Genomic DNA, 26,354 nt, shown 5'->3' with positions numbered 1-26,354 from the left:
AGCTTTCGGAACTTTGACAACTTTAGAACTAGAATTCTCATCACTTTGAATATCAAAAAGGAGAGGACCAATTTTGTCCTCTCCAGATGTTAGCTGACATCAACCCACTACAGTTGACAAAGAGCCTATAAAAAAACCGACTGGGATGAACCAGTCGTTTTCTTATATTTATTTTAGTAACCCCAAGCAGAAAGCCCTTGCGCATTATAAGCATTGTAGGCTGATTGGATTTGATCCTCAACAGTTACAGTAGATCCCCAACCTGGCATTGTTTGGAAAAGACCGCTCGCCCCTGATGGATTATAAGCATTGACTTGTCCATTAGATTCACGAGCAATGATATTTTCCCAAGTGGTTGCTGATACCCCTGTCAATTCAGCCATACGAGCAGCCGCATAAGAACCAGTCTCTCCAGCAGTATTTCCATTTGAAAGAACGACATTTGAAGATGTAGTAGTAGAAGTAGTATAAACTGGGTAGTTATAATATTCAACTGCATTTACATAAGCTTCAGTTGGTGCAGCTGCAGGTTGAGCAGAAGGTTCTGAGGTAACTTCCTTAGATTCTACTGTTCCGTCTAATTCCAAAATCTGTCCAGCCACAATATGATCTGGATTAGCAATTTTATTCAACTTAACTAAGTGATCTACTGTTGTTGATTTTTCTTCAGCAATAGAGGACAAAGTGTCTCCAGCTTTGACAGTGTAAGATTCAGCCTTTGCAACAATTCCTGTAGCAAACAAAGTAGCGGCTGCAGTGATCAGGGCTAAAGTTAATTTTGATGTTTTTGTGTTCATTAAAAAATATTTCTCCTTTAAGATATAATACTATATTACACATTAAATATTACTATAGAGTTACAGCAAAAATACAAAGGTTACAAAAACATTGAAATTAAACACAAAAAACTTATTTTGAAAGGAATTCTAGCTTATTTTCCAAAATATAAGTAAAAAATATCAATTTTTCACTTATACTATTCTTTAAAAAATAGTTTAATTAATCAATCATTTTTTAAGAAAAAGAGCACGATTCCGATAAGACAAATGGAGATAAGAGCTAAATTATCAATCATTTTCCAAGAAAGCTGGCGATAGCGGCTTCTTCCTTCACCACCACTATAGCCACGCGCTTCCATTGCGATAGCTAAGGCATCTGCTCGCTTGAAACTAGAAGCAAACAAGGGAATCAAGATTGGAATAATCGACTTAACTTTTTGTACAATCGTTCCTTCGCCAAAATCAACTCCCCGAGCCCTCTGAGCATTCATAATCCGCATTGTATCGTCCATTAAAGTTGGTACAAAGCGCAGACTCATGGAAAGCATGAGGCCAATTTCATGCGTCGGAACTTTAAAAAATTTGAGTGGTTTCAACAGAGATTCTACCGCATCTGAAAGGCTGAGCGGTGTCGTGGTTAGGGTCAACAGGGTTGAAAAGAAAATAATCAAAACAAAACGGCTGAAGATAATACCAGCTTGTGAAAGCCCAAATTCTGTAATTTTAATGAAACCCAACTGGAAAAGTACCTTGCCTCCCCCCGTCAGAAATAGCTGGAAGAGGGTGGTAAAGGCAATAATGAAAACCATTGATTGAATTCCCTTTAGGAAGAATGTCAAAGGAACTTTTGAGAGAAAAATCAGAGTAAAAACGAAAACAAACAGCAGCACATTAGTGATAAGATTGTTGGCCCAAAAAATCAATAAAATAAAGCAGAACATGGTCAATAATTTACTTCGTGGATCCAATCGATGGATGACTGAATTTCCTGGAATATACCGTCCTAAAATCAATTTATCCATGTATCATCTCCTTAAATTCCTCAATCGTAATCGGATAACGAGAAAATTTCATTCCTTTTTCAGCTAATTCTTGAGCAAATTTTGTGATTTTAGGCACTCCTAGCTGAATCTTTTCCATAAAATCAATATCTTGAAAAACCTGAGCAGGCTGACCGCTTTTGACAACGCGACCCTTCTCCAAAACATAGACTGTATCAGCAAAATTCGCTACATCATCCATTAAATGGGTTACAAGAACAATGGTCATTCCAGCTTGATGCAGTTTCTTAAAGAGGCTCATCAATTCCTTGCGCCCTGCTGGATCAAGTCCAGCCGTTGGCTCATCCAGAACCAAGATATCAGGCTCCATTGCTAGAATTCCAGCAATAGCGACCCTTCTCATCTGCCCGCCAGAAAGTTCAAAAGGACTGCGGCCAAACAATTCTTCAGAAATGCCAACAAGGCTTAATTTTTCACGTGCTAAAGACTCAGCTTCTTCTTTAGAAACACCAAAATTTTGCGGGCCAAAGGCCACGTCTTTCAGAACAGTCTCATCAAAAACTTGACTTTCAGCAAACTGAAACACCAAACCAACCTGTCTACGAACTTGTTTGATGTTCTTGTTGACGGAATTTGAAGTGATGGTGACATGGTTGACTTGCACGCTGCCCTCACTAGGGGTCAGTAAGCCATTCAAGAGCTGTAAAATGGTTGATTTTCCGCTGCCAGTGTGTCCAATCAAAGCTGTATAACTGCCATCTTTAATTTCCAAATCAACTTCAAAAAGCGCTGGACCCTCAAATGGAGTTCCAGCCTGATAGGTATAACTGACTTTATTTAGAGTAATTCCCATAATTGTTCCTGCAATTCTTTTTCAGTTAAATAGGTTTCTGGCAGAGTTAGTCCAGTTTGAATCATGGCAGATTTGACCTGATTGACAAAGGGTTGATCCAAGCCCAAGTCTTCCAAATCAGGTCTAGAAAAGAGTTCTCTTGGTGTAGCAGTGGACTCAACCTGACCATTTTTCATAACGAGTACACGGTCACTCAGCGAAATCTCGTCTAGATCGTGAGTAATGGAGATGACTGTTAAATGATTCTTATCCTTAATTTCCTTGACAGTCCGAATCAATTCCAGTCGTCCTTCTGGGTCTAACATACTGGTTGCTTCATCCAAGATGATAATATCTGGCTGGAGCGCGACTACGCCAGCAATAGCGACTCTTTGCTTCTGCCCGCCAGAAAGTCGAGCAGGTTCTCTCTCTTTAAAATTCTGCATGCCGACTAGCTCCAGAGCCTCATGAACACGTTTCACCATCATCGGATAATCCATACCTTGATTTTCCAGACCAAATGCAACGTCATCCTCAACAGTCGCCCCAACAAACTGATTATCAGGATTCTGAAAGACCATGCCGATTTGGCGACGCTTTTCCCAGACATTATCAGCCGTCAATTTATCTCCAGAAATGATAATATCGCCACTCTCAGCCTCCAAAAGACCGTCAATCAAACGAACCGTAGTCGATTTCCCACTGCCATTGTGACCGACAATAGATAACCATTCTCCTTGTTTCACGTGAAACGAGACGTCTTTTAAAATATAATCTTCAGACTTATTGTCATAGCGATAACTAAGATTTTTTACTTCAATGATATTTTCCATATTATTTAAATGTATCTTTAAAGAGATAGGCACTGCCCTTGAAATAATCATAGCCAGAATAAATAGTGAAAATCAGAGCTATGTACAGGAGAATCTGGCCTAGTAAAGTCCAATGAAAAAGGAGAAAGAGAATAGCAAACATCTGCGTGAAAGTCTTGATTTTCCCTGGCATAGCAGCCGCTAGAACTGTTCCGCCAGTCTCTACCAAGAGAAGTCTCAGTCCCGTCACCGCAAGCTCTCGGCAAATAATGATAGCTACCACCCAAGCAGGAGCCATTTTCATCTCAATCAGCATGATAAAAGCAGACATGACTAGCAGTTTATCAGCCATAGGATCGGCGAATTTTCCAAAATTAGTCACGACATGCCACTTGCGAGCCAGATATCCATCTAGGTAGTCTGTGATGCTGGCAAGGGCGAAAATGATGCCAGCCAGGATATGCAGAGCTGGCGAATGACCAAAAGTCAAAATCAAAATAAAGATTGGAATTAAGGCAATTCTTGCAAGCGTTAAAGCGTTGGGAATATTTTCTTTTTTCATTATTGTTCCTTTATGATTCTTTAATGGTAAGTGTGATTGTAGCATTATCACTGGTCAAGGACGATAGGTCTAATTTCTGATTGTCCACAGTGACAGAAATACCTTTAACAACACCTAGAGTAATCGTATAAGTAGTATTTGGAGAGAGGGTGACCGTCTGACTTGGCTTATCAGCTGATAAAGTAATGCCATTAGCCAATTCAGAATCACTAACACTGAGCCAACTAGTTGTATTTGTTGCTGAAAAAGTTACATCAATAGGACGGTTGATTCCGCTATATTGTACGGCCAACTGCTGACCACCGCCACTTACCTCAAGTTTTCCCAGTGTAGAAGACGCTTCAGAACTATCAGACAATGAACTAGACTGAATAGTTGATAAGCTGGTTCCTGCCTCAGAAATGACACTATAACTGTCTGACGCCTTGAAGCTCAAATCATTGGTTCTAGTGTAATTCCATACGCAATAAGTGACAAATGTAAGTATTAGCAAAACTAACATCAGAAAGTAAAAGAGCGGAAGTGAAAAAGTGCGATTTTTATATTTTCTACTTCGAAAATCCTCGTTGTCAGCTAATTCAATTTCATTATAGATAACAGTGTTATCTGTTTCATGAGCATCTAACAAAATTTGTTCATTTAAATCCAAGGCCCAAGCGTATTTTCTCAGCAGGCTACGGATGTAAAAGGCATTTGGAAATTTTTCGTATTGATTGTTTTCAAGAGCCTTTAGGTAGTCAGTTTTTATATCTGTTTTTTTGGCTAGATCTGCTAAAGTAAGCTTTTGATTTACTCGAGCAAGTCTGAGTACCTCTCCTATCGTTTTTTTTCTCATACGGATAGTCCTTTTCTCTTAGACATTATTCTAACAAAATTTTGAAATAAACTTTAGAATTATTTTGGAAAAATAGTAAAATCTGTCATATCACAATGGTCAATAAAACGATGTCCGACTTTTAACACATCATTTAAAGTGATATCCTGTAAAATTTTAGGTAAATCAAAAATATTTTCACCTCTTAGATGTGGCTCATACTGAGTTGCCATATATTCAAGAGAATTCAGACCATGCAGAAAATCTCCAAACATTTCACTTTTAATCGTATCCAAATGCTCCTCTGTAACATCTGAATCTTGAGCAAATTTTCTAATTGCCGTGCGGAATTGGTGAGAAAGACCGACTGGTTCCTGAGTATCCATGGTCAGCAGGACAAAATGGAAATCCTTTTCCACCTCTACTTCAAGAGTAAGAGAATTGTCAATCTTTCCATTTTCATACAAAGTCTGGAAACGTTTAGAAGTCCAACCAAACATCATGGCAAAAAGCAATTTTAGAGCAATTTTGTACCGATAAAGCGCTGTATCCTTTATCGCATCTTTTCCACGAATGCCAATAGCCAACTTAGGACTGGCAACCTCCATCCGACTAGTAGCTGTTGGAATCACTGGCTGTAACCTGATAGGCTCTTTTTCAATTGCTGCAGTTAATGATTGAGGATATAAAGTCTCTTGTGTCTTGACGATATCTTCAAAAGTGGATTCCAAATCAAAATTTCCAATGACAAATAAAGTCATGTTGGACGGACGGTAGAAAAGCTCAAAGTTCTCTGTTAGATTTTCCACAGTAATATCCATGATTGACTCTGTCGTTCCGGCAATATCTTCTGCTAGTGGAGTTTGAGGGTAGAGATTGCTCAAAGCACCAAAGAAAAGTCGATAATCTGGATCATCTTGGTACATTTCGATTTCTTGCTGAATGATTCCTTGCTCACGCTGAACAGATGCCTCCGAGAAATTGGCTTGATGAACGAGTTCCTGCAACAGCTTCAGATTTTCTGCTACACAATCTGTTGTAGAAAACAGATAGCTGGTTCGTGTAAAGCTTGTAAAAGCGTTGCTCTCTGCCCCGAATTTAGTAAATTCCTGCAGCAAATCTTCCCCGTTTTCTCCCTCAAATAATTTATGTTCCAGAAAATGAGCGATTCCTGCTGGGTAGTGATGGACTTGCTTTGTTTCACGTGAAACAACTTTAGTATCCACAGATCCAAAATTGATTGAAATGATGCCATAGGTTTCATTAAAATCATTTTTAGGGAGTAAGTAAACCTGCAGTCCATTTGCTAGCTCCGCCCGATAGACGCTTTCTCCCACTGCTACGTAATTGATTTTTTCTAGACCTAGATTCTGCATTATTTCCCTTCCATAAAGTAAATCGCCTGTAATTTTAACTGCTGGGCTGCTTTGATAACCTCGTTTTTACGAACATTTTCTAATGATTCCAGCCAAGCTTCTAGTGACAGAAATTTTTTCCCTAGAACAGCAGACATGTAAGCACGTTCAATCAATGTGTTTTGCCGATCTTGCGCCAGAAGTATGGAATTTTTCAGCATTTTTTTGTTTGCTCAAGCTCGTCATCTGTAAAATTCCCCCGCTTCAAATCCAAGATTTGCCGATTGATTAAAGCGATGGTTTTTGTCCGATTTGCTCTGTCAATTCCTGCATAAATCCGCAACAGGCCAGAAAAAATATCAAAATTACTAGAAATCGTGTAGGCCAGACTCTCCTTTTCACGAACGTTAACAAAAAGTTTAGAGTGGGCAAATCCACCCAGTAACCCATTCAAAACAATAAGAGGCAGGTGTTCGCTATCCCCATATTGAGCAGAAAAATGGTAAGCCAACTCAATAATTGATTGATGAACCTCTCTCTGCTCTAGATTTTCCCGAGTCACATTTGAATAGTTCTGCTGGTACATGAGTTCTAAAGGCTGTTCTCTTTCAGCAAAATGAAAATCTTGGATTTTATCTCGGACAGCAATTTCATTAAAGTTACCGATGAAGAAAAAATCTATCTGATCTTCTTTCAGCATTTGTTGAAAAGTAGCAAAACTACTTTCAGCTGTTTCTTTTTCTACCAACTCCACGGTTCCAACACGGGGAATCCGCATTTCTGATAAATCATAGAACAAATCGTTCAGCTTCCTATGAGCATGGTAAAAATGATTCTCAATTTCAGCCTCTAAGTCTGTTAAAACATTTTTCTTTTCAATTTCGAAGGTTTTACCGTCAAAAGCATCTCCATTTGACAGAGGAGAAAATAGACTGGCTTTCAAAAATTCTAGCATTTCATCTGTCAAAACATTTTTCCGACTCAGAAATTGATCCCGTACAAAAGAAAGATTAATATCTAAGTAATGCACCAACCCCCGTCTTGAAAGACTTGTCGAAAAATTGGCTCCGTATAAGTTAGCTAATTTTTCCCGAAAAGATTGCGATGTTGGGTAAAGAGCATTTGAAGTCTCCAACATACTAGCAGTAAGAACCCGTCCAGCTATTGTTTTTTCAGACATAGGAGCTGAAAATCGCACTTTTATTTTATTTGTTTTGAATTTTTCTGACTGAATAAAATGAAGATGTACTCCTTTTGTGATTTCCATTACGCCCCTCATACCGAATAATATAGACTTCTATTATAACACGAAATACTTTTTAATGCTTTGTCACGACTAGCTTTTTAATGATTAAAACGTTTTATATTTTTTTAAACTTGGCATTAAATTAAACTATCTCGGCACTCTTTCTGCTTGAATTATGATATAATGACAAGGATTGAGGTGAACTATGGAATACAAATTATTTGACGAATACATTACCCTACAGGCTCTTTTAAAAGAAGTCGGTATCATCCAGAGTGGCGGAGCAATTAAGTCCTTTTTAGCAGATAATCAGGTCTTTTTTAACGGGGAGTTGGAAAATAGACGAGGTAAAAAGCTTAGAATTGACGATGTCATCTCTCTTCCAGCTCAGCAACTAGAGATTGTTCTGCTTGCACCAAGTCAAGAGGAAATCCTTGAACATCAAGAAGAACAAGCAGAGAAAAAAAGAGTGGCGGACTTGGTTAAAGCGATGAATAAGGATTTTAAAAAATCAAAACCAGCTAAAAAAGAACAAAAGACAAGAAAGTCCGAACAGACAGGTAAAAAATCAGCTGTTCGTTTTCCAGGAACCTAAGCCATGTGGTTAAAAACGCTGAAAATCAAAAATTTTCGTAATTACCAGGCTACAGAGATTGATTTTCATCCTAGCCTTAATATTTTTCTAGGGCAAAATGCGCAGGGGAAAACCAATATCCTTGAAGCCATTTATTTTTTAGCTCTCACTCGCAGTCACCGAACCCGAACAGATAAGGATTTGATTCATTTCCAAGAAAAAAAACTGCTTGTTTCAGGAATAGTTGAAAGACAAGCAGGTAAAATTCCACTTGACATCGAATTGACACCAAAAGGTAGGATAACCAAGATAAATCATTTAAAACAAGCGAAATTATCAGATTATATAGGTGCTGTCAACGTTGTCTTGTTTGCTCCAGAAGATTTACAACTCATTAAAGGTGCACCTGCTTTACGCCGAAAATTTATTGACATTGAGCTCGGTCAAATCAAGCCCATCTACCTTGCGGACTTATCCAGCTACAATCATGTACTCAAACAACGAAATGCCTATCTCAAAGCTAATGATAAGATAGATGAAACTTTTCTCTCTGTTTTGGATGAACAGTTGGTTGATTTTGGCTGTCGTGTTATGCAACACCGCTTGGACTTTATTAAAAAGCTGGAAGAATTTGCTCAGGAAAGCCATAGCGATATCTCCCAAAAAAAAGAGAGATTGACGATCAAGTATCTGTCATCTGTTCCGTTTCCTTCTCTTGACGAGTTGGAAAATTCCTTCCGAAATTCCTTATTAACAAGTCGGAAACGTGACCTTTTCAAAAAAAATACAGGAGTTGGTCCCCATCGTGATGACATCAGCTTTTTCATAAATGAAATGGATGCTAGCTTTGGCAGCCAAGGTCAGCATCGTAGTGTTGTCCTATCTCTCAAATTAGCTGAAATTAAACTAATCGAAAGTCTTACAAAAGAAACACCTATACTACTTCTTGACGATGTTATGAGTGAACTTGACAACATGCGTCAATTGAAATTACTAGAGACAATTTCTCAAAATATTCAAACTTTCATTACAACTACCAGCTTAGACCACCTTCAAAACCTACCAAGAGATATTAAAGTCTTTTATATAAGGCAAGGGGTGGTTGAAAAAGCAGAAAATTCATCATTTACAGATTAGACAATCATCTGTAAATTTTGTTTACAACTTTGTAAAACATCATAAATCATAGTCTCAGCGACTTAAACAGCCTTGTCAATCAGTGACAAGGCTGTTCTTCTTTATAACTTTATTGTACTGAATAGTTTGGAGCTTCATTCGTAATTTGCACATCATGAGGGTGGCTTTCCTTTAATCCAGCACCACTCATCTCAATAAACTGGGCATTATCATGAAGTTCTTGTAGATTCGCAGCGCCAACATAGCCCATTCCAGAACGGATACCACCGAGCATCTGGAAGACAATATCTGCAGCAGCTCCCTTATAAGCCACACGACCTTCAATTCCTTCTGGAACCAACTTATTGGCTTCATTGACAGAACCTTGGAAATATCGATCACTAGAACCTTTCTTCATAGCAGCGATAGATCCCATACCACGATAGGTTTTAAATTTACGACCTTGGAAGATTTCTGTTTCGCCTGGGGCTTCGTCTGTTCCTGCAAACATGGAGCCAAGCATAACAGCATTCCCACCTGCAGCAAGAGCTTTGACAATATCTCCTGAATACTTGATACCGCCATCAGCAATGATAGTTTTTCCGTATTCACGCGCTACAGCAGCTGCATCATAAATGGCAGTGACTTGAGGAACGCCTACACCTGCAATAACACGAGTTGTGCAAATGGACCCTGGGCCAATTCCCACTTTAACAACATCAACACCAGCGTCGTAAAGTGCGCGTGCTCCTTCGCCAGTTGCAATATTACCAGCAATCAAAGTACGGTCAGGGAAATGAGCGCGAATTTCGGCAATTTTACGCAACACACCAGCTGAATGACCGTGAGCTGTATCAATAACAATGGCATCTGCACCAGCCTCAAATAGAGCTTCTGCACGTTCAAAAGTATCAGAAGTAACGCCAACAGCACCTGCTACCAGTAGACGACCAAATTCATCTTTGGCAGCATTTGGAAATTCAATAACCTTTTCAATATCCTTGATGGTAATCAGACCAGACAAACAGCCATTTTCATCTATCAGAGGCAGCTTTTCAATCCGGTGTTCCTGCAAAATTCTTTCAGCTGTTCTCAAATCAGTTCCAACTGGAGCTGTGACTAGATTTTCACTAGTCATGTGATTAGAAATTGGTTGAGTATAGTCTGAAATAAAACGCAAATCGCGGTTAGTCAAAATACCAACTAATTTACGATTTTCCATCGTTTCAACAACTGGCACACCACTGATGCGGTAGCGTCCCATCAATTCATCTGCTTCAGCAATCGTATGGTTAGGAGTCAAAAAGAATGGGTCAATAATAACACCGTTTTCAGAACGTTTTACCTTGCGTACTTCATCAGCCTGATGTGCAATAGACATATTTTTGTGGATGACACCTAAACCGCCGGCTCGGGCAATAGCAATCGCCATTTGACTTTCGGTAACTGTATCCATAGCCGCAGTAATAATTGGGATATTTAATTTTAAATTCTCAGCAAGTTTTGTACTTAAATCAGCATCATTTGGCAACACGTGACTTTCAGCTGGAATAAGCAATACGTCATCAAAGGTAAAACCTTTTTTCAAAAATTTAGTGTCCCAGTTAGACATCCACAGTTTCCTCTTTTCATATAAAATTGAGCCGTGCTCGTTTTTTTATTGTTAATATCATACCATTCTATAGACATTTGTCAATCATTATTGCACAAAATTTAAAAACCATGTCTTTTTTAAATAAAAGACGATGGTTTTGATAGAATGAAGACTTTATTGTTCGTTATTTAAAGTAATTAATTCCCATTGCATCCTTGACTTCTGAAAGAGTTTGGCTAGCTACCTGACGAGCACGATCACTGCCTTCTTTCAGCATAGCATAGACTTGCCCCATATCTTTCGCAAACTCAAGACGACGCTCTCTGATTGGCCCTAATTCCCGCTCTAAAATATCTAAGAGATAGCGTTTAGTTTTGACATCCCCCAGTCCACCACGTTGGTAATGCTCTTTCATAGCTGCAATTTCAGCAGCATCTTCTGGCCGACCAAAAACATCCAGATAGTGGAAAACCATATTGCCTTCAATTTTTCCTGGATCTTCAACTTTGATATGATCAGGATCTGTATACATACTCATGACCTTTTTCTTGAGTGTATCCACGTCATCAGCTAGATAAATTCCATTGTTCAATGATTTGGACATTTTAGCATTGCCATCAAGCCCTGGCAGACGGCCAGCCGCTTCATTTTCTGGATAGATGCCTTCTGGCTCAACTAAAATATCACAATCATAAGCATGATTGAAGGAACGAACAATTTCTCGTGTCTGCTCAATCATTGGTTTTTGATCATTTCCCACAGGTACATAATTGGCCTTAAAGGCTGTAATATCGGCAGCTTGAGAGATAGGATAAACCAAAAATCCAGTTGGAATACTTTCACCAAATCCTTTCTGAGCAATTTCTGTCTTGACAGTCGGATTGCGCTCTAAACGAGCTAAAGACACCAAATTCATATAGTACATTGACAGCTCTGCCAACTCTGGAATCTGACTCTGGATAAAAATGGTCACTTTTTTAGGATCTAATCCAGCTGCCAGATAATCCAAGGCTACATTTCCAATGGATTCTACAATCGTTTGTGGATCTTTCGCGTGGTCTGTCAGAGCTTGTTGATCCGCCAGAAAAACAAACATATCATACTTGCCTTGATCCTGTAAAAGAACGCGATTGCGTAAACTTCCTACATAATGACCAATATGTAATTTTCCAGTTGGACGGTCTCCAGTTAAAATAATCGGTTTTGTCATTTGCTGCTCCTCAATTTGTATTGTTTTCATTATATCATTTTCAAAGAGAATGCGGAAGAAGATAGGAGAAAAATCAGAGTTCTCATTTAAAAGAATAACTAATTGACAATAGGTTTACAATAATTTTACAGACTTATTATAACTTTCACTTTCAAATATGACATTTTATCTCATAATAATTTGAAAAAAGAAGAATTTTCTAGTAAAATGAAAGAGATTATATATATAGGAGAAAATCATTGCTTACAGTATCTGATGTATCACTACGTTTCAGTGATAGAAAATTATTTGATGACGTAAATATTAAATTTACAGAAGGAAACACCTATGGCCTGATTGGGGCAAATGGTGCGGGTAAGTCTACTTTCTTGAAAATTTTAGCTGGGGATATTGAGCCAACAACAGGCCATATTTCTTTAGGTCCAGATGAGCGGCTTTCTGTCTTGCGTCAAAATCACTTTGACTATGAGGAAGAGCGAGCTATTGATGTCGTGATTATGGGAAATGAGCACCTTTACAGCATCATGAAAGAAAAAGACGCTATTTATATGAAGCCTGACTTTTCTGATGAGGATGGGGTTCGAGCGGCTGAGCTAGAAGGTGAATTTGCTGAGTTAGGTGGCTGGGAAGCTGAAAGTGAAGCATCCCAATTGCTGCAAAACCTCAACATTCCAGAAGACTTGCATTACCAAAATATGAGTGAATTGGCTAATGGTGACAAGGTTAAGGTCCTTCTTGCTAAGGCTCTTTTTGGCAAACCAGATGTATTGCTTTTGGATGAGCCTACGAATGGTTTGGACATTCAATCAATTACTTGGCTAGAAGATTTCCTGATTGATTTTGAAAATACAGTTATCGTTGTATCTCATGACCGGCACTTTTTAAATAAAGTTTGTACCCATATGGCCGACCTTGATTTTGGTAAGATCAAACTTTATGTCGGAAATTATGATTTCTGGAAAGAATCAAGTGAATTGGCAGCTAAGTTGCTCGCTGACCGAAATGCTAAGGCGGAAGAAAAAATTAAGCAATTGCAAGAGTTTGTTGCTCGCTTCTCAGCCAATGCTTCCAAGTCCAAACAGGCAACCTCTCGTAAAAAGATGTTGGATAAGATTGAATTGGAAGAAATTGTTCCGTCAAGCCGGAAATATCCATTTATCAGCTTTAAAGCGGAGCGTGAAATTGGGAACGATCTCTTGACAGTAGAAAATCTTTCTGTCAAGATTGACGGCGAGACCATCCTTGACAATATCAGCTTTATCTTGCGTCCCGGAGATAAAACAGCCTTGATTGGGCAAAATGATATTCAGACAACTGCACTAATCCGTGCCTTGATGGGAGATATTGACTATGAAGGAACTGTCAAGTGGGGCATTACAACCAGTCGTTCTTATTTGCCAAAAGATAATTCTCGTGACTTTGCGGGTGGTGAATCTATTCTTGATTGGCTCCGTCAATTTGCTAGCAAGGAAGAAGATGATAACACCTTCCTTCGAGGTTTCTTGGGTCGGATGCTTTTCTCTGGCGATGAAGTTAACAAGTCTGTCAACGTCTTGTCAGGTGGAGAAAAAGTTCGCGTCATGCTATCTAAGCTCATGCTTCTCAAGTCAAATGTTTTGATTTTAGACGATCCAACAAACCACTTGGACCTAGAATCTATTTCCAGTCTCAATGATGGCCTCAAAAATTTCAAAGAATCTATTATTTTCGCCAGCCATGACCACGAATTTATTCAAACATTGGCTAATCATATCATTGTTTTATCAAAAAACGGTGTTATTGACCGCATTGACGAAACCTATGACGAATTTTTGGAAAATCAAGAAGTTCAAGCAAAAGTTAAAGAACTTTGGAAAGATTAATAAGTTGTCAACTTTAGTTGACATAAGTTTACAGGGGCATGAAACAACGTTTCGGCCTCTTTCTCTATAAGAAACATGGAAAAAATCATATATTTTTTAAAGAAAAATTGGCTTTATTTTGCTTCCTTCATCTTACCTTTTCTCATCATGTGTTTTGTTTATATGAGTCAAGGAATTTACTGGGGAAGCGATACTTCACCTTTACTTGGAGACGGCTTCCATCAGTATGTCGTTTTTGATACGACATTGAGGAATATCCTTCATGGAACGGATAGTCTTTTTTACACATTTTCAAGTGGATTAGGACAAAATTTTTATGCTTTATCTAGCTATTATCTAGGAAGTTTTCTTTCACCCTTCCTTTACTTTTTTGATTTAAAATCAATGCCAGATGCAGTCTACTTGTTTACACTTATTAAATTTGGCTTGATAGGATTGACAACATTCATTAGTATCAAAGGGATCTTTAAAAAGATTCCAGATACACTGATTTTGATTCTGTCAACTTCATTTGCCTTGATGAGTTTCTCAGTCAGTCAACTAGAAATTAAAACTTGGTTAGATGTATTTATTTTAGTCCCTCTCATTATATTAGGTTTACACAAGTTGATGAATGGACAAGGGAGAGTTTTATACTTTACAAGCTTGTCAATTCTCTTTATCCAAAACTATTATTTTGGTTACATGATGGCCTTATTTTTAGTACTTTGGTATCTAGTACAGCTTTCCTGGAACTTCAAGGCAAGGCTTAAGTCTGTCCCTGATTTTTGTATTGTTTCAGTATTGTCAGGCCTCACTAGTCTGATTATGATTTTGCCAACCTATTTAGATCTAAGTTCACATGGCGAAAAATTGACAAAGGTTGAAAGCTTGCTCACTGAAAAAAGTTGGTATTTGGATATTTTTGCGAAGAATTTTATAGGAAGTTTTGATACAACAAAGTATGGATCTATTCCTATGATTTACGTTGGAATTTTTCCCCTCATTTTGAGTATCATATTTTTCACTTTAAAAAGTATCAAGTTTCACGTGAAACTTTCCTATCTTTTTCTAATTGTCATTTTTATAGCAAGTTTCCGACTACAGTATTTAGACTTGCTTTGGCAAGGAATGCATGCTCCCAATATGTTTCTTCATCGTTATTCTTGGCTCTTTTCGCTTTTTATCATTTTGATGGCTGCAGAAACTCTCAATCGTTTAGATAAAATTAAATGGAAACAAGCACTTGTTGGCTTTATTATTATTTTTTCAGGTTTTCTAGCTACACTATTCTACAGTCAACATTATGATTTTCTTGGTCCAGAAAACTATATTTTAACCTTAGAATTTTTCTTATCTTATCTCTTGATAACTTTCGCTTTTACTCGTTCTCATATTCGGCAAAGTATGTTTACTCTATCTTTACTATTTTTTGTTACTTTTGAGCTTTCTCTAAATTCCTATTATCAAGTTAATGGAATTGCTAAGGAATGGGTATTCGCTAGTCGTTCATCCTATTCAAAAAAAATGAATGAGATTGACAAGTTGGTCAAATATAGCAAGGAAAAAAGTAAGGATTTCTTTCGAACAGAGAGACTTGATCCTCAAACGGGAAATGACAGCATGAAATTCAACTACAACGGAATTTCTCAATTTTCGTCTGTCAGAAATACACAGGCTAGTTCGACTCTAGATAAATTAGGTTTTAAATCAGCGGGAACAAATCTCAATCTTCGTTATCAAAATAATAGTATTTTAATGGATAGTCTCTTTGCTGTAAAGTACAATTTGTCAGAGACATCCCCACAGAAATTTGGTTTTTCTGCTGAGAATACTGAAAATTCAATGACCCTCTATGAAAATAAGTATGCTTTGGGGTTAGCTTTCTTGACAAATGATGTTTACAAGAATGTCAAGTTTACAAATTTGACACTTGATAATCAGACAACTTTTTTAAATCAATTGTCAGGATTTGATTTTAAATATTATCAGAGATTATCAGCAATACCCAAAAATGAAAATCTAGAAATTAAAGATAATAAAATTTCTGTTACTATTGATAAAAATAATGATGCAACATATGCTAGTGTTGATTACTCAATCGAGGTGTCTTCTAGTAGTCAAGTTTATGTCAATCTTCCAGATATCCAATTTTCAAATGACGAACAAACAGATGTTGACATTACAGTAAACAACGTGACAACCCGTTACTCAACAAATAATGTTTTTCCTTTTTTTAATATTGGCTACTTCAATCAGGCTCAAACCATCTCTGTACGATTCACTTTTCCACAAAATTCTACTATTTCTTTTAATAGTCCGGAATTCTTTGCTGTCAATATTGAACAATATAAAAAGGTTTTTGAGAACTTAAAAGCACAACCTGTTACTGTAAAAAATAATTTGAATACTGTTTCAGCTCATTATCAGGCTAATAAAGATACTTCTTTATTTTTTACCATTCCATATGATAAAGGATGGACAGCTCAGTTAAACGGCAAACCAGTTAACTTACAGCAAGCTCAAAATGGTTTTATGAAAATTGATGTTCCAAAAGGAAAAGGACAAGCTACACTAACCTTTATACCTCGCGGCTTGAAAGAAGGTTGTATAGCTTCCCTGTCAGGTATTTTACTCTTTCTTCTCTATCAACGCATCAGGAAAAAATCATAATACTAAAAAAGCGAGAATAAACTTGTAATGCCAAAAAAAAGTTAGACAAATAATTTAAGTAAAGGATTTAGTTCTGTATTGGACAGGACTAAATCCTTTTAGTTTGACTTTAATTCATTTGTTGTTGTAGTAATCAATGTAGTCTATAATGGCTTTTTTAAGGTCTTATAATGACCTAAACTGATGTTCAAAGCCATAAAAAATCTCTGCTTTTTAAATGCCAAAGAAGGATTCTATCATGCCAGTATCTGGAGTTTTCCACTTTCGTGACATTGAAGGCTTAATGCCCTTGAACTGCAGAAACTGGTGATAAGATGCGTGTTGATACTGCCGACCTTGGCTACTGTGTAGAATGGTATGTCATGTTGTTTGTCTGTAAATGCCTGTTCTAATATTGTTTTCACCTGCTCTAAGTTAGGCGAACAAGAAAGATTATAAGCTGTAATTTCACGTTATATCCATCAAGAATAGGGGCTAAATAGAGCCTCCCTTTAACATGTGGCAAAGAAAATTCACAGTTACATCTGTATAACATTTTTCATATGGCTTAGATCCTTTAAACTGGCGTTGTATGAGATGTTCAGCTTTCTTAGCAATCTCCCCCTTATAAAAAGAGTACTTCCGTTTACGACGAATACGAGCGCTTAGACCCATAACTTTCATCAAACGTTGAACCTTTTTGTGATTAACCGGAAATCTACGATTCTTTAGTTCTAAATGGATGCGACGATAATTGCTTGAATTTCTTCTTTAATCTCTTTATCAAGTTGTTTCAGCTGATAATCATCAGTTGAACGAGGCAAGCCAGCCGTTTCAAGAAGGAAATCTAGTCGAAATCCTCCTGATACCATTTCTCTAACTGTCTCTGTCTTTCGTGTCGTAAGGCTTCTTCCTTGGCTTCAAGCTCTCTTAATTTTTTTAGGTAAGTTACTTCAGTACGAAAGCGTTCATTCTCTTCTTGAAGGACTCTAGTTTAGTCATTTGTTTCCAGTTTTTCTTTGGCTTGCATCCCATTTTAGACGGTCTCCCTCTGATTTTCTCAATAATAGTAGACCCATTTTTCTTGTATTTTACGAGCCAATTAGGAAGCATTCCACGATTTGGAAGAACATAGTCGAGGGATACACTTTCTTGAGGACAAACTTCAAGTAAGAGTTTATCAATTATTTCTTGTTTTAATTCAGGGGAATACTAAAAATTTTTCCTTTTCTTAACACTCTCTAATCCAAAACGATTGATTAACTTAAACAAGTATCTAAAGATTAGAAATATTTCCCCCTTATCTATTTGAAAGTTGCTTGTAGCTATATCCTTGTTTTCTGAGTTCATAGATCTGAACTTTATTCTCATATGTTAAGACATAACAAAACACCCCGAAAGTTAGACTTTCGGGGTGCGGTTCAACATCTCGCTTTTTAAATACAATCTTTATAAAATAAAAAGCACTTATAAAGTGCTTACTAGCTCCGCCAGTAGGACTCGAACCTACGACATCATGATTAACAGTCATGCGCTACTACCAACTGAGCTATGGCGGAAAATATAGTCCGTACGGGATTCGAACCCGTGTTACCGCCGTGAAAAGGCGGTGTCTTAACCCCTTGACCAACGGACCATTGATATGTTCTTTTTCAGAACATATTCTATTATATCAGCTTTTTATCCTTTGTCAACTATTTTTTTGATTTATTTTTTAAAATTTCTTTTAAATATTTAATTCTTAGACGAGAAACTGGACAGCGATGGCCTTCATAAAACACAATTTCTTTTGTTTTCTTATCATAATCACGAATATTATCAATATTTGCTAAAAAAGATTTATGAGAAGAAAAGAAACGTTTGGTTTTCTCATCCTGCTCCTGAACACTGGAAATGGTTCCATAAAATTCTTTGATAAAATTTTTTCCAACAATCCGCAGTTTATGAGAAGAGCCCGAAGTTTCAATATATAAAATATCATTAAATGGCACGCGCACGTCATTCCCACGATAACTATATTCAAAGTAGTCAACCATGTTGGTATTTGCAATCAAAGTATTTTTCGTATAAATAATACAGTCTTTTATACGTTTTTTAAAGGAAGTATCATTTATATCTTTATCAATAAAATCGAGAGCGGATACCTTATATTTAAACGTCATAGTAGCAAACTCTGATTTTGAGGTTACAAAGACGATGATTGCATATGGGTTGTGATGACGAATAAAGCGAGCAACCTCCAATCCTTTTGTTTCTTCCCCTTTAATATCTATATCCAGAAAATAAATCTGATTTACATCCTCATTCTCAACATATTCTTTAAATTCTTGAATTTTTCCTGTAATTTTTACTTGGATATCTAGACCCATTTCATCAGCAATTTCTGCTAATATTGTCTCCATACGGACCTGATGGGATAATGTATCTTCTAACGCTAAAATTCTCATAGGCTATTCCTTCTTTTTATTGTTAATACTTGGGTGAAATCATGCTTATTTATTTCTGTGTCAAGCATGATATATTCATAATTCTCTAAAATTTCTTTCAGATTATTTAAACCTAAACCTCTTCTATAACCTTTAGTTGAAAACTCTGGTTCATAAATTTCTTCTAAGTCTAATTTTCTTTGCTTGCGGGAATTTTTTACAACAAAAATGATTTCTGTATCCAACTGAACTAGGGTCACATGAATCATTTTCTCATAGCTTTCGATAGCTCCCTCAACAGCATTATTTAATAAAATACTGGCTATCCTCACAACATCTAACAGCTTAATAGGCAATCTCTCAACAGGATCCTTTACTTCAAAGGTCAAATCAATCTGATTATCACGCGCCTTAAATAAAGTTTCCGTCATAACACTCCGCAGAGCAGAATCTCCAACATTATTCAAATCAAAATAAGTATATTTATCCGAACGTAATTTTAAATTTGCATCAACTAAAACCTCTTGATAGATTTTTTCAATTTCCTTGATATCTTGAGTATTGATAGCCATCTGAAAGCTAGTCAGCATTCCTGCATAATCATGACGAAAACCTCGAATCTCATTATACAGAGAAACTATTTCGTCAGTGTATTGTTGCAGTTGAAGCTGTTCCAACTCTTTTTGTTTTATTTCCTCTTCTTTTTCATATTTTTCTCGAACTGCTTTTAAATAAAAAAGCGTGGACATAAACATTAAAAAACAAATAGTTGCCAGCATGCTGCTGAGACTATTAAAATGTTTGACTTCACTTAGCCAATGAGAAATATTTAATAGGAAGATATCTATAAAATAAAATAGATTGATTCTATTAATTGTATTTTTAAAGACCTGTTCCTTAAAATCTCTAAGTCGAAAGTCAAAGTAGTCAATAGATTTTAACATAAAGAAAAGGGAAATAAGTTCAATAAAAATATAAAAAGTACCCCAATTAGTCTCTACAAATTGATCTCCAGTAGCAGACGAAATAATGACTGCAAAAAAAAGTCGAAGAAGTATACACTGCTAGGTAAAGGAAAAAGGATAGAAATAAAGCAAAGGGAGTAGATAATTTTTCTTTTTTGTAAAAATACCAATAGAAAAAAAGAGGTTGAATTAATATTCCAGAATAGTATAAAATATATCTTAATAAAACAAAAATAGTTTCAAAGTTTAATATCAATAAGGGTAAAGGAATTAAAATTCCAATACATAGAAAAGTAAAGTAAAACCTAGATTTTACTTTATTTGTTATTTTTTTATAAATTTTTATAATTGCAAAAACTTCTATTAATTGAACACTACCCCATAATACTAATTCTAACATTCTTCCTCTCTCCCAAATTACTTATCTCATGATATAAATTTATTTACCAAAAAATTTAATGAAACCTCCAAAATTTAAGCGTCTGCTGTCTCCTCCAATAACTTTTTTTAGTTCTTTCTCATTTAAATTTGTAAATTGAGTCAGCGCTTTGAAGTTTTCTTGAGTTTTTTTCATCATAATCTCCTAAAAATTTTTTTGTAAGTTTTACCTTACAAAAACTATTATAAATAAATTCTTAAATCATCGTCCAAACTCATCTAAAATGTATTTTTTTATTCCTGAAATGTTATTTTATCAAAAAAACAACAAAAAAACACGAAGTTTTTCGTGCTGTGCTACTATATAAAATAAAATGATCCCAGCAGGATTCGAACCTGCGACCGTTCGCTTAGAAGGCGAATGCTCTATCCAGCTGAGCTATGAGACCAATACCATTTCATTCTATCAGAAAAATCTTCTATCGTCAAGATTCACTTATGATAAGGACTCCCCTGCTGAATCATAAAAGCACGGTAAATCTGTTCTACCAGGACAAGACGCATCAGTTGATGAGGGAGCGTCAATTTTCCAAAACTCATCAGTAGATTGGCTCTTTTTTTAACAGCAGAATGCAGACCCAAGCTTCCACCAATAACAAAAGTAATATCAGAAAAACCACGGACTGTGATACCGTTTATAATAGAGCTAAACTCTTCTGAAGGAAATTGTTTCCCTTCAATAGCCAAAGCAATCACAAATTCTCGCTCAGCCACTTTTGATAAAATGCGATTTCCTTCTTTTTCGAGAATTTGCTGATTCTCCAAATCACTAGCTCTATCCGGCGTTTTTTCATCTACTAATTCCAAAATTTCTAACTTACAAAATCGGCTAAGACGCTTGGCGTATTCAGCAATTCCATCTTTGAGATACTTTTCTTTTAATTTTCCAACGGTTACAATTTTTATTTTCATATTTATATTCTATCATATCCACATAAATTTCACACTTTATTCACAAAACTTTTTTATGTACTACTTGATTTATCTATGGATTTTCTAACCTCTATCAACATTTTTTCTAAGTTTTCCACAAGTTGTGGAAAACTTGTGGATTTTAAGTTATAATTAAGAATAGATTTTTATAATTTCATCAATTGTAATCCAAGGAGGAAAATATGAAAAACGCTTCAAACTTCTTCAAAAAGTTTTTGTTGCTTTTTATTGTTTTAGTTGTGGGCTTTATTGGCGGAAGCCTAGGAAATTTAGCTACTACATTTTTTACTGCTAAATTAGCTAGTATCAGCTCTTCTAATTCTAAAACCACAATATCAACTGCTTATAAAAACTCAACCGACACCACAAAGGCCGTTAAAAAGGTCCAAAATGCAGTTGTATCTGTTATCACTTACGCAGATTCCAATAAACAAGAAATTATCAATAATGAATCAAATGATGAGCCTCAGGTCGCTAGTGAAGGATCTGGAGTGATTTATAAGAAGGAAGGAAAATATGCCTACCTTGTTACCAACACTCATGTTCTGAATGGTGCAACAAATGTTGATATACTTTTAGCAGATGGTAGCAAGGTTCCAGGAGAAGTTGTTGGTTCAGATGTTTATTCTGATATTTCTGTAGTAAAGATTAGCTCTGAAAAAGTAACTGATGTAGCCGAATTCGGGGATTCTAGCTCCCTGACAGTAGGAGAAACTGCTATTGCAATCGGAAGCCCTCTTGGAACAGAATATGCCAACTCTGTAACACAAGGAATCATTTCCAGTCTGGGTAGAAATGTGACACTTCAATCTGAAGACGGTCAAAATATTTCAACAACTGCACTTCAAACAGATGCTGCTATCAACCCTGGTAACTCTGGCGGCCCACTCATCAACATTCAAGGACAAGTAATTGGCATTACATCTAGTAAAATCTCAAACAATGACCAAACCTCTGTAGAAGGTATGGGATTTGCGATTCCATCTAATGACGTTGTCAATATCATCAATCAATTGGAACAAAGTGGTACAGTTACACGCCCTGCTCTAGGAATCCAAATGCTCGATTTGGCTAATATTACCACCACTGACTTAGCAAAATTGAATCTTCCTTCATCTGTAAAATCAGGTGTCCTTGTTCGCTCTGTTCAAGAAGGTATGCCTGCTGAAAATAAGCTTCAGAAATACGATATCATCACAAAAATTGACGATAAAGAAGTTGAATCAACCAGTGATTTACAATCTGCACTCTACAAGCATGCTATCGGAGATGAGATAAAAGTTACTTACTATCGTGATGGTAAAGAAGCAACAACAACCATTAAACTGACTAAATCAACTCAAGATTTGGGCGGCAATTAAATCATTTACAGAATTGTCAACACACCTTTACACGATCGTAAAGGTGTGTTATTCTATATACAAATGGAAAATTATCAATATATATCACTAAAAGACATTCGAACAAACCCTTATCAACCTAGAAAAAATTTTTCTCAAGAAAAGATGAATGAGTTAGCGGCTTCTATTAAAGAAAATGGAATTATTCAGCCTATTATTTTGAGAAAATCTTCCTTATTTGGTTACGAAATTTTAGCAGGTGAAAGACGATTCCGAGCTGCTAAGATTGCTGGCTTAGAAAACATTCCTGCCCTCATTAAAGACCTATCTGACGATGACATGATGAAGCAAGCCATTATTGAAAATTTGCAAAGAGAGGATCTAAATCCAATTGAGGAAGCTGAATCTTATCAGCATCTGATTGACAGGGGCTTGACTCACGAAGAAATTGCGACAATTATGGGAAAATCCAGGCCTTATATCAGTAATCTTGTACGTTTGTTACATCTGCCCACTTTCATCCTTAATGCTATCAAAGAGGAAGTCATTTCTCAAGGACATGCTCGCCTCTTGATTCCCCTTAAGAAAGAAGAACAATCCTTCTGGCTTGAAAAAATTGTTCAAGACAATCTATCCGTGCGTGCTCTTGAACATTCATTACAGAAAACAAAAAAGTTAAAGAAGAAAAAGACGAAAGAAATTTTTGCTCATTCTGAAGAAGAAAAACTGAAAAAAATCCTTGGTTTGGATGTCATTATTCAATTAAAAGGTCATTCAAAAGGAAAAATAATTCTTCCTTTTGAAAATGAGGAAGAATACCAACGAATTATAAACAGCTTGAAATAGAGCTGTTATTTTCTTTTTTAAAACTAACAGACTTGTCCACTAAAAAATCCTTATAAAACCTTGAAAAATAAGGAATAGTCTAGTAATTCACAAACTGTGGATAACTTTTATAAACATTGTTATTTTTTCTTCACATCTTGTGGAAAACTATCTGATTTTATGTTAAAATGAAATTCGATATAGAGAAAAATTTTGTGAAAAGGAGGAGTGAAATGACCAAAGAGCAAGAATTTTGGCAGAGAATTTTAGAGCTTTCAGCCGCTCAGTTAAAACAAACAACTTATGACTTTTTTGTAGCTGAAGCTCAGTTAATAAAAATTGATAATAATCAAGCCACAATCTTTCTTGACAGCCCCGTAAAACAACTATTTTGGGAACAAAATTTAGTTGGCGTGATTCTTACAGCTGGATTTGAGATTTTCAACGATCAAATCACTGGAAAATATGTCTTTGAAGATGCAGGAAACGAAGAGTTGTCGAAACATCCGCTGGAAGAATGCACTGAAAAAGTTTCATTTCGACCAAGTTTACCGCCGATTGATACTGGATTAAAAGCTAAATATACATTTGATAATTTTGTACAGGGAGATGGAAATATCTGGGCTAAAGCAGCAGCCTTGGCTGTTTCTGAAAATTTAGCAACAACTTATAACCCACTCTTTATTTATGGCGGTCCAGGGCTAGGAAAAACTCACTTACTCAATGCTATCGGCAATCAAATTTTGGAAAATATTCCTGATGCGCGTGTTAAATATATTCCAGCAGAAACTTTTATCAATGATTTTCTGGAGCATCTGAGGCTCGGTGATATGGATAATTTCAAAAAAATCTATCGCAGTTTGGATTTGCTTTTAATTGATGATATCCAATCCCTTGGAGGAAAAAAAGTCTCTACTCAGGAAGAATTTTTTAACACTTTCAATGCACTTCACGGAGATAACAAGCAGATTGTGCTGACCAGCGACCGTAGTCCAGATCATCTTGATAATTTGGAAGAACGTTTGGTCACACGCTTCAAATGGGGGCTTACTCAAAATATTACTCCGCCCGATTTTGAAACTCGGATTGCTATCCTCAGAAATAAGATCGAAAATCTTGACTATATTTTCCCTAATGATACTTTGGAATACCTCGCCGGACAATTTGACTCAAATGTTCGAGATTTAGAAGGAGCTCTAAATGATATTACGCTCATTGCAAGAGTTCGCAATTTAAAAGAAATTACGATTGACATCGCTGCTGAAGCTATTCGTGCTCGCAAGCAAGACTCCAGTCAAGTGACAGTCATTCCGATTGAAAAAATCCAGTCTGAGGTAGGTAATTTCTATGGCGTCAGTGTCAAGGAAATGAAGGGAAGCCGTCGAGTCCAAAATATTGTTTTAGCCAGACAAGTAGCCATGTATCTAGCTCGTGAACTAACAGATAACAGCCTACCAAAAATTGGACGAGAATTTGGCGGCAAAGACCATACAACAGTTATACATGCGCATGGAAAAATCAAAACTAGACTTGAAACGGACGACAGCTTACGCCTTGAAATTGAGAATATCAAAAACAAGATAAAATAAAGGTGTGGATAACATTTAATTTACCTGAGGCTTTTTCCACAAGTTGTGAACAAGTCTCAAAACTTGATTTTAGCAACTTCAAATCATTTTTCCACAAGTTCCACAAGAACTACTATTACTATTAACTTAATAATCATAAATAATAAAAGGAGTCCCTATGATTCACTTCTCTATTAATAAAAATTTATTCCTGCAAGCTTTAAATACTACAAAAAGAGCCATCAGTAATAAAAATGCAATTCCAATTTTATCAACAGTTAAAATTGATGTAACGAAAGAAGGCATTACCTTGATTGGTTCCAATGGTCAAATTTCCATTGAAAACTTCATTTCAGTTCAAAATGAGAATGCTGGACTTTTAATTACTTCACCAGGTTCTATCTTACTAGAAGCAACTTTCTTTATTAATGTTATTTCTAGTTTGCCTGATATTGTGCTTGATTTTAAAGAAATTGAGCAGAAACAAATCGTCCTTACTAGTGGTAAGTCAGAAATTACGCTGAAAGGAAAAGATGCTGATCAATACCCACGCATCCAAGAAGTTTCTACCAATAATCCGCTAGTTCTGGAAACAAAAATTCTCAAAAATATCATCAATGAGACAGCTTTTGCTGCCAGCACGCAAGAAAGTCGTCCGATTTTAACGGGTGTTCATTTTGTTTTGACAGAAAATAAATCGCTCAAAACAGTTGCGACAGATTCTCACCGGATGAGTCAAAAGAAGATTACTTTGGACAAAAACGGAGATAACTTTGATGTGGTGATTCCTAGCCGTTCTCTGCGTGAATTTACGGCTGTTTTCATAGATGATATTGAAACAGTAGAGGTTTTCTTTGCCAATAATCAACTTCTCTTTAGAAGTGAAAATATCAGTTTTTATACGCGCCTGCTGGAAGGGAACTATCCTGACACAGACCGCTTGATTCCGACAGAATTTTCAAGCGTTGTGACCTTTAATACCAATAATTTACGTCATGCCATGGAACGGTCGCGCCTTCTATCCAATGCGACCCAAAATGGAACAGTGAAATTGGAGATTGTGAAAGGAATTGTCAGCGCTCATGTACATTCACCAGAAGTTGGACGCGTAAATGAAGAAATTGATACAGAAAGTGTGTCAGGAGAAGATTTGACTATTAGTTTCAATCCCACCTATTTGATTGAAGCTCTAAAGGCAGTTGATAGCGAGCAGGTGACCATCAGCTTTATTTCAGCTGTTCGGCCTTTCACCTTGGTACCAAGCGAAGATGCTGAAAACTTTATCCAGCTCATCACTCCAGTCCGTACCAATTAGAAGATAATATTTAAGACAAGGTTGGATACGTCCACCTTGTTTTATTTCAATAATTTTCAAGTAAGTAGACTCAAAAGATGTGATATAATACGGGTATGATTATATACTGATCAGTCTACATAGAGGACTGAAAAAAGAAATGGAAAAATAATATTA

Annotated in this window: 20 protein-coding genes, 3 tRNA genes and 3 pseudogenes; 8 read left to right on the top strand and 18 right to left on the bottom strand. The window is 36.4% G+C overall.

Features of this window, described 5'->3' with window-relative positions:
- Positions 1-173: 173 nt before the first annotated feature.
- The 8 genes and pseudogenes from STRDD04_RS09015 to yfmF all read right to left on the bottom strand — a co-directional run bounded on the left by STRDD04_RS09015 (position 174) and on the right by yfmF (position 7,422).
- Complete coding sequence (locus STRDD04_RS09015) at positions 174-797, bottom strand: LysM peptidoglycan-binding domain-containing protein (protein WP_062201661.1); 624 nt, start codon at positions 795-797, stop codon at positions 174-176.
- A 206-nt stretch (positions 798-1,003) separates the two neighbouring features.
- Positions 1,004-1,801, bottom strand: coding sequence for an energy-coupling factor transporter transmembrane component T family protein (locus STRDD04_RS09010; RefSeq protein ID WP_062201660.1), 798 nt, complete (start codon positions 1,799-1,801; stop codon positions 1,004-1,006).
- Complete coding sequence (locus tag STRDD04_RS09005; RefSeq protein WP_062201658.1) at positions 1,794-2,633, bottom strand: energy-coupling factor transporter ATPase; 840 nt, start codon at positions 2,631-2,633, stop codon at positions 1,794-1,796. Before STRDD04_RS09005 ends, STRDD04_RS09010 begins: the two co-directional genes overlap by 8 nt.
- Positions 2,618-3,445 (bottom strand): energy-coupling factor ABC transporter ATP-binding protein, encoded by an 828-nt coding sequence (locus STRDD04_RS09000; protein WP_062201656.1) that lies wholly within the window; start codon positions 3,443-3,445, stop codon positions 2,618-2,620. Before STRDD04_RS09000 ends, STRDD04_RS09005 begins: the two co-directional genes overlap by 16 nt.
- Position 3,446: 1 nt before the next feature.
- The gene (gene pgsA / locus STRDD04_RS08995; RefSeq protein WP_062201654.1) at positions 3,447-3,986 is read right to left on the bottom strand and encodes a CDP-diacylglycerol--glycerol-3-phosphate 3-phosphatidyltransferase; all 540 of its coding nucleotides are present in this window, start codon (positions 3,984-3,986) and stop codon (positions 3,447-3,449) included.
- 10 nt (positions 3,987-3,996) lie between these two features.
- Positions 3,997-4,821, bottom strand: coding sequence for a cytoskeleton protein RodZ (gene rodZ / locus STRDD04_RS08990; RefSeq protein WP_062201652.1), 825 nt, complete (start codon positions 4,819-4,821; stop codon positions 3,997-3,999).
- 59 nt (positions 4,822-4,880) lie between these two features.
- A complete protein-coding gene (gene yfmH, locus STRDD04_RS08985) occupies positions 4,881-6,176 on the bottom strand; it encodes an EF-P 5-aminopentanol modification-associated protein YfmH (protein WP_062201650.1) in 1,296 nt (431 codons plus the stop codon).
- Positions 6,176-7,422: pseudogene (gene yfmF, locus STRDD04_RS08980) on the bottom strand (EF-P 5-aminopentanol modification-associated protein YfmF). The gene yfmH and the pseudogene yfmF overlap by 1 nt, the downstream one beginning before the upstream one ends.
- A 184-nt stretch (positions 7,423-7,606) precedes the next feature.
- On the opposite strand from yfmF, the gene yaaA reads away from it, so the two are divergent.
- Both yaaA and recF read left to right on the top strand, forming a co-directional pair.
- Positions 7,607-7,996: a S4 domain-containing protein YaaA gene (yaaA, locus tag STRDD04_RS08975; protein ID WP_062201648.1), complete on the top strand. Its 390-nt coding sequence runs from the start codon at positions 7,607-7,609 to the stop codon at positions 7,994-7,996.
- A 3-nt stretch (positions 7,997-7,999) separates the two neighbouring features.
- The gene (gene recF, locus STRDD04_RS08970; RefSeq protein ID WP_062201646.1) at positions 8,000-9,112 is read left to right on the top strand and encodes a DNA replication/repair protein RecF; all 1,113 of its coding nucleotides are present in this window, start codon (positions 8,000-8,002) and stop codon (positions 9,110-9,112) included.
- A 109-nt stretch (positions 9,113-9,221) separates the two neighbouring features.
- On the opposite strand, the gene guaB is transcribed toward recF, so the two are convergent.
- Together guaB and trpS are read right to left on the bottom strand one after the other, a co-directional pair.
- Complete coding sequence (guaB, locus tag STRDD04_RS08965; RefSeq protein ID WP_062201644.1) at positions 9,222-10,703, bottom strand: IMP dehydrogenase; 1,482 nt, start codon at positions 10,701-10,703, stop codon at positions 9,222-9,224.
- Positions 10,704-10,869: 166 nt separating this feature from the next.
- Positions 10,870-11,895 (bottom strand): tryptophan--tRNA ligase, encoded by a 1,026-nt coding sequence (gene trpS / locus STRDD04_RS08960; RefSeq protein WP_062201642.1) that lies wholly within the window; start codon positions 11,893-11,895, stop codon positions 10,870-10,872.
- A gap of 239 nt (positions 11,896-12,134) precedes the next feature.
- Between trpS and STRDD04_RS08955 the strand changes: the two genes are divergently transcribed.
- Both STRDD04_RS08955 and STRDD04_RS08950 read left to right on the top strand, forming a co-directional pair.
- Positions 12,135-13,757, top strand: a complete 1,623-nt coding sequence (locus STRDD04_RS08955) for an ATP-binding cassette domain-containing protein (protein ID WP_062201640.1) — start codon at positions 12,135-12,137, stop codon at positions 13,755-13,757.
- A gap of 75 nt (positions 13,758-13,832) precedes the next feature.
- On the top strand, positions 13,833-16,409 hold the full coding sequence (locus STRDD04_RS08950; protein ID WP_062201638.1) for a YfhO family protein: 2,577 nt from the start codon (positions 13,833-13,835) through the stop codon (positions 16,407-16,409).
- Between the two features lie 114 nt (positions 16,410-16,523).
- Here the strand turns inward: STRDD04_RS08950 and STRDD04_RS11050 are convergent.
- The 8 genes and pseudogenes from STRDD04_RS11050 to rlmH all read right to left on the bottom strand — a co-directional run bounded on the left by STRDD04_RS11050 (position 16,524) and on the right by rlmH (position 21,129).
- Positions 16,524-17,781, bottom strand: a pseudogene (locus tag STRDD04_RS11050) (IS3 family transposase).
- A gap of 92 nt (positions 17,782-17,873) precedes the next feature.
- Positions 17,874-17,947 (bottom strand) — tRNA-Asn (locus tag STRDD04_RS08930).
- 5 nt (positions 17,948-17,952) lie between these two features.
- A tRNA-Glu gene (locus STRDD04_RS08925) sits at positions 17,953-18,024 on the bottom strand.
- Positions 18,025-18,082: 58 nt separating this feature from the next.
- Positions 18,083-18,835 carry a competence system response regulator transcription factor ComE gene (gene comE, locus STRDD04_RS08920; protein ID WP_037615056.1) on the bottom strand — a complete coding sequence of 251 codons (753 nt, stop codon included), beginning with the start codon at positions 18,833-18,835 and terminating at the stop codon, positions 18,083-18,085.
- Positions 18,832-20,179: pseudogene (locus STRDD04_RS11650) on the bottom strand (GHKL domain-containing protein). Before STRDD04_RS11650 ends, comE begins: the two are co-directional and overlap by 4 nt.
- Before the next feature lie 39 nt (positions 20,180-20,218).
- Positions 20,219-20,353 (bottom strand): bacteriocin, encoded by a 135-nt coding sequence (locus STRDD04_RS10705; protein WP_156469083.1) that lies wholly within the window; start codon positions 20,351-20,353, stop codon positions 20,219-20,221.
- A 179-nt stretch (positions 20,354-20,532) separates the two neighbouring features.
- Positions 20,533-20,606: transfer RNA gene (locus STRDD04_RS08910), tRNA-Arg, on the bottom strand.
- 43 nt (positions 20,607-20,649) lie between these two features.
- Positions 20,650-21,129 (bottom strand): 23S rRNA (pseudouridine(1915)-N(3))-methyltransferase RlmH, encoded by a 480-nt coding sequence (rlmH, locus tag STRDD04_RS08905; protein WP_062201634.1) that lies wholly within the window; start codon positions 21,127-21,129, stop codon positions 20,650-20,652.
- A gap of 203 nt (positions 21,130-21,332) precedes the next feature.
- Here rlmH and STRDD04_RS08900 point away from each other — a divergent pair, with 203 nt between their 5' ends.
- The 4 genes from STRDD04_RS08900 to dnaN all read left to right on the top strand — a co-directional run bounded on the left by STRDD04_RS08900 (position 21,333) and on the right by dnaN (position 26,198).
- Complete coding sequence (locus tag STRDD04_RS08900) at positions 21,333-22,511, top strand: serine protease HtrA (protein ID WP_062201632.1); 1,179 nt, start codon at positions 21,333-21,335, stop codon at positions 22,509-22,511.
- Positions 22,512-22,574: 63 nt separating this feature from the next.
- Positions 22,575-23,336: a ParB/RepB/Spo0J family partition protein gene (locus STRDD04_RS08895; RefSeq protein ID WP_062201630.1), complete on the top strand. Its 762-nt coding sequence runs from the start codon at positions 22,575-22,577 to the stop codon at positions 23,334-23,336.
- 167 nt (positions 23,337-23,503) lie between these two features.
- Positions 23,504-24,904 carry a chromosomal replication initiator protein DnaA gene (dnaA, locus tag STRDD04_RS08890; protein ID WP_443031307.1) on the top strand — a complete coding sequence of 467 codons (1,401 nt, stop codon included), beginning with the start codon at positions 23,504-23,506 and terminating at the stop codon, positions 24,902-24,904.
- 157 nt (positions 24,905-25,061) lie between these two features.
- The gene (dnaN, locus tag STRDD04_RS08885) at positions 25,062-26,198 is read left to right on the top strand and encodes a DNA polymerase III subunit beta (protein WP_062201626.1); all 1,137 of its coding nucleotides are present in this window, start codon (positions 25,062-25,064) and stop codon (positions 26,196-26,198) included.
- Positions 26,199-26,354 lie beyond the last annotated feature (156 nt).

The sequence above is a fragment of the Streptococcus sp. DD04 genome (genome assembly GCF_001578725.1).
Classification (GTDB): domain Bacteria; phylum Bacillota; class Bacilli; order Lactobacillales; family Streptococcaceae; genus Streptococcus; species Streptococcus sinensis.
The sequence above is the reverse complement of the archived record's forward strand: the minus strand, read 5'-3'. Positions and strand labels throughout refer to the sequence as shown.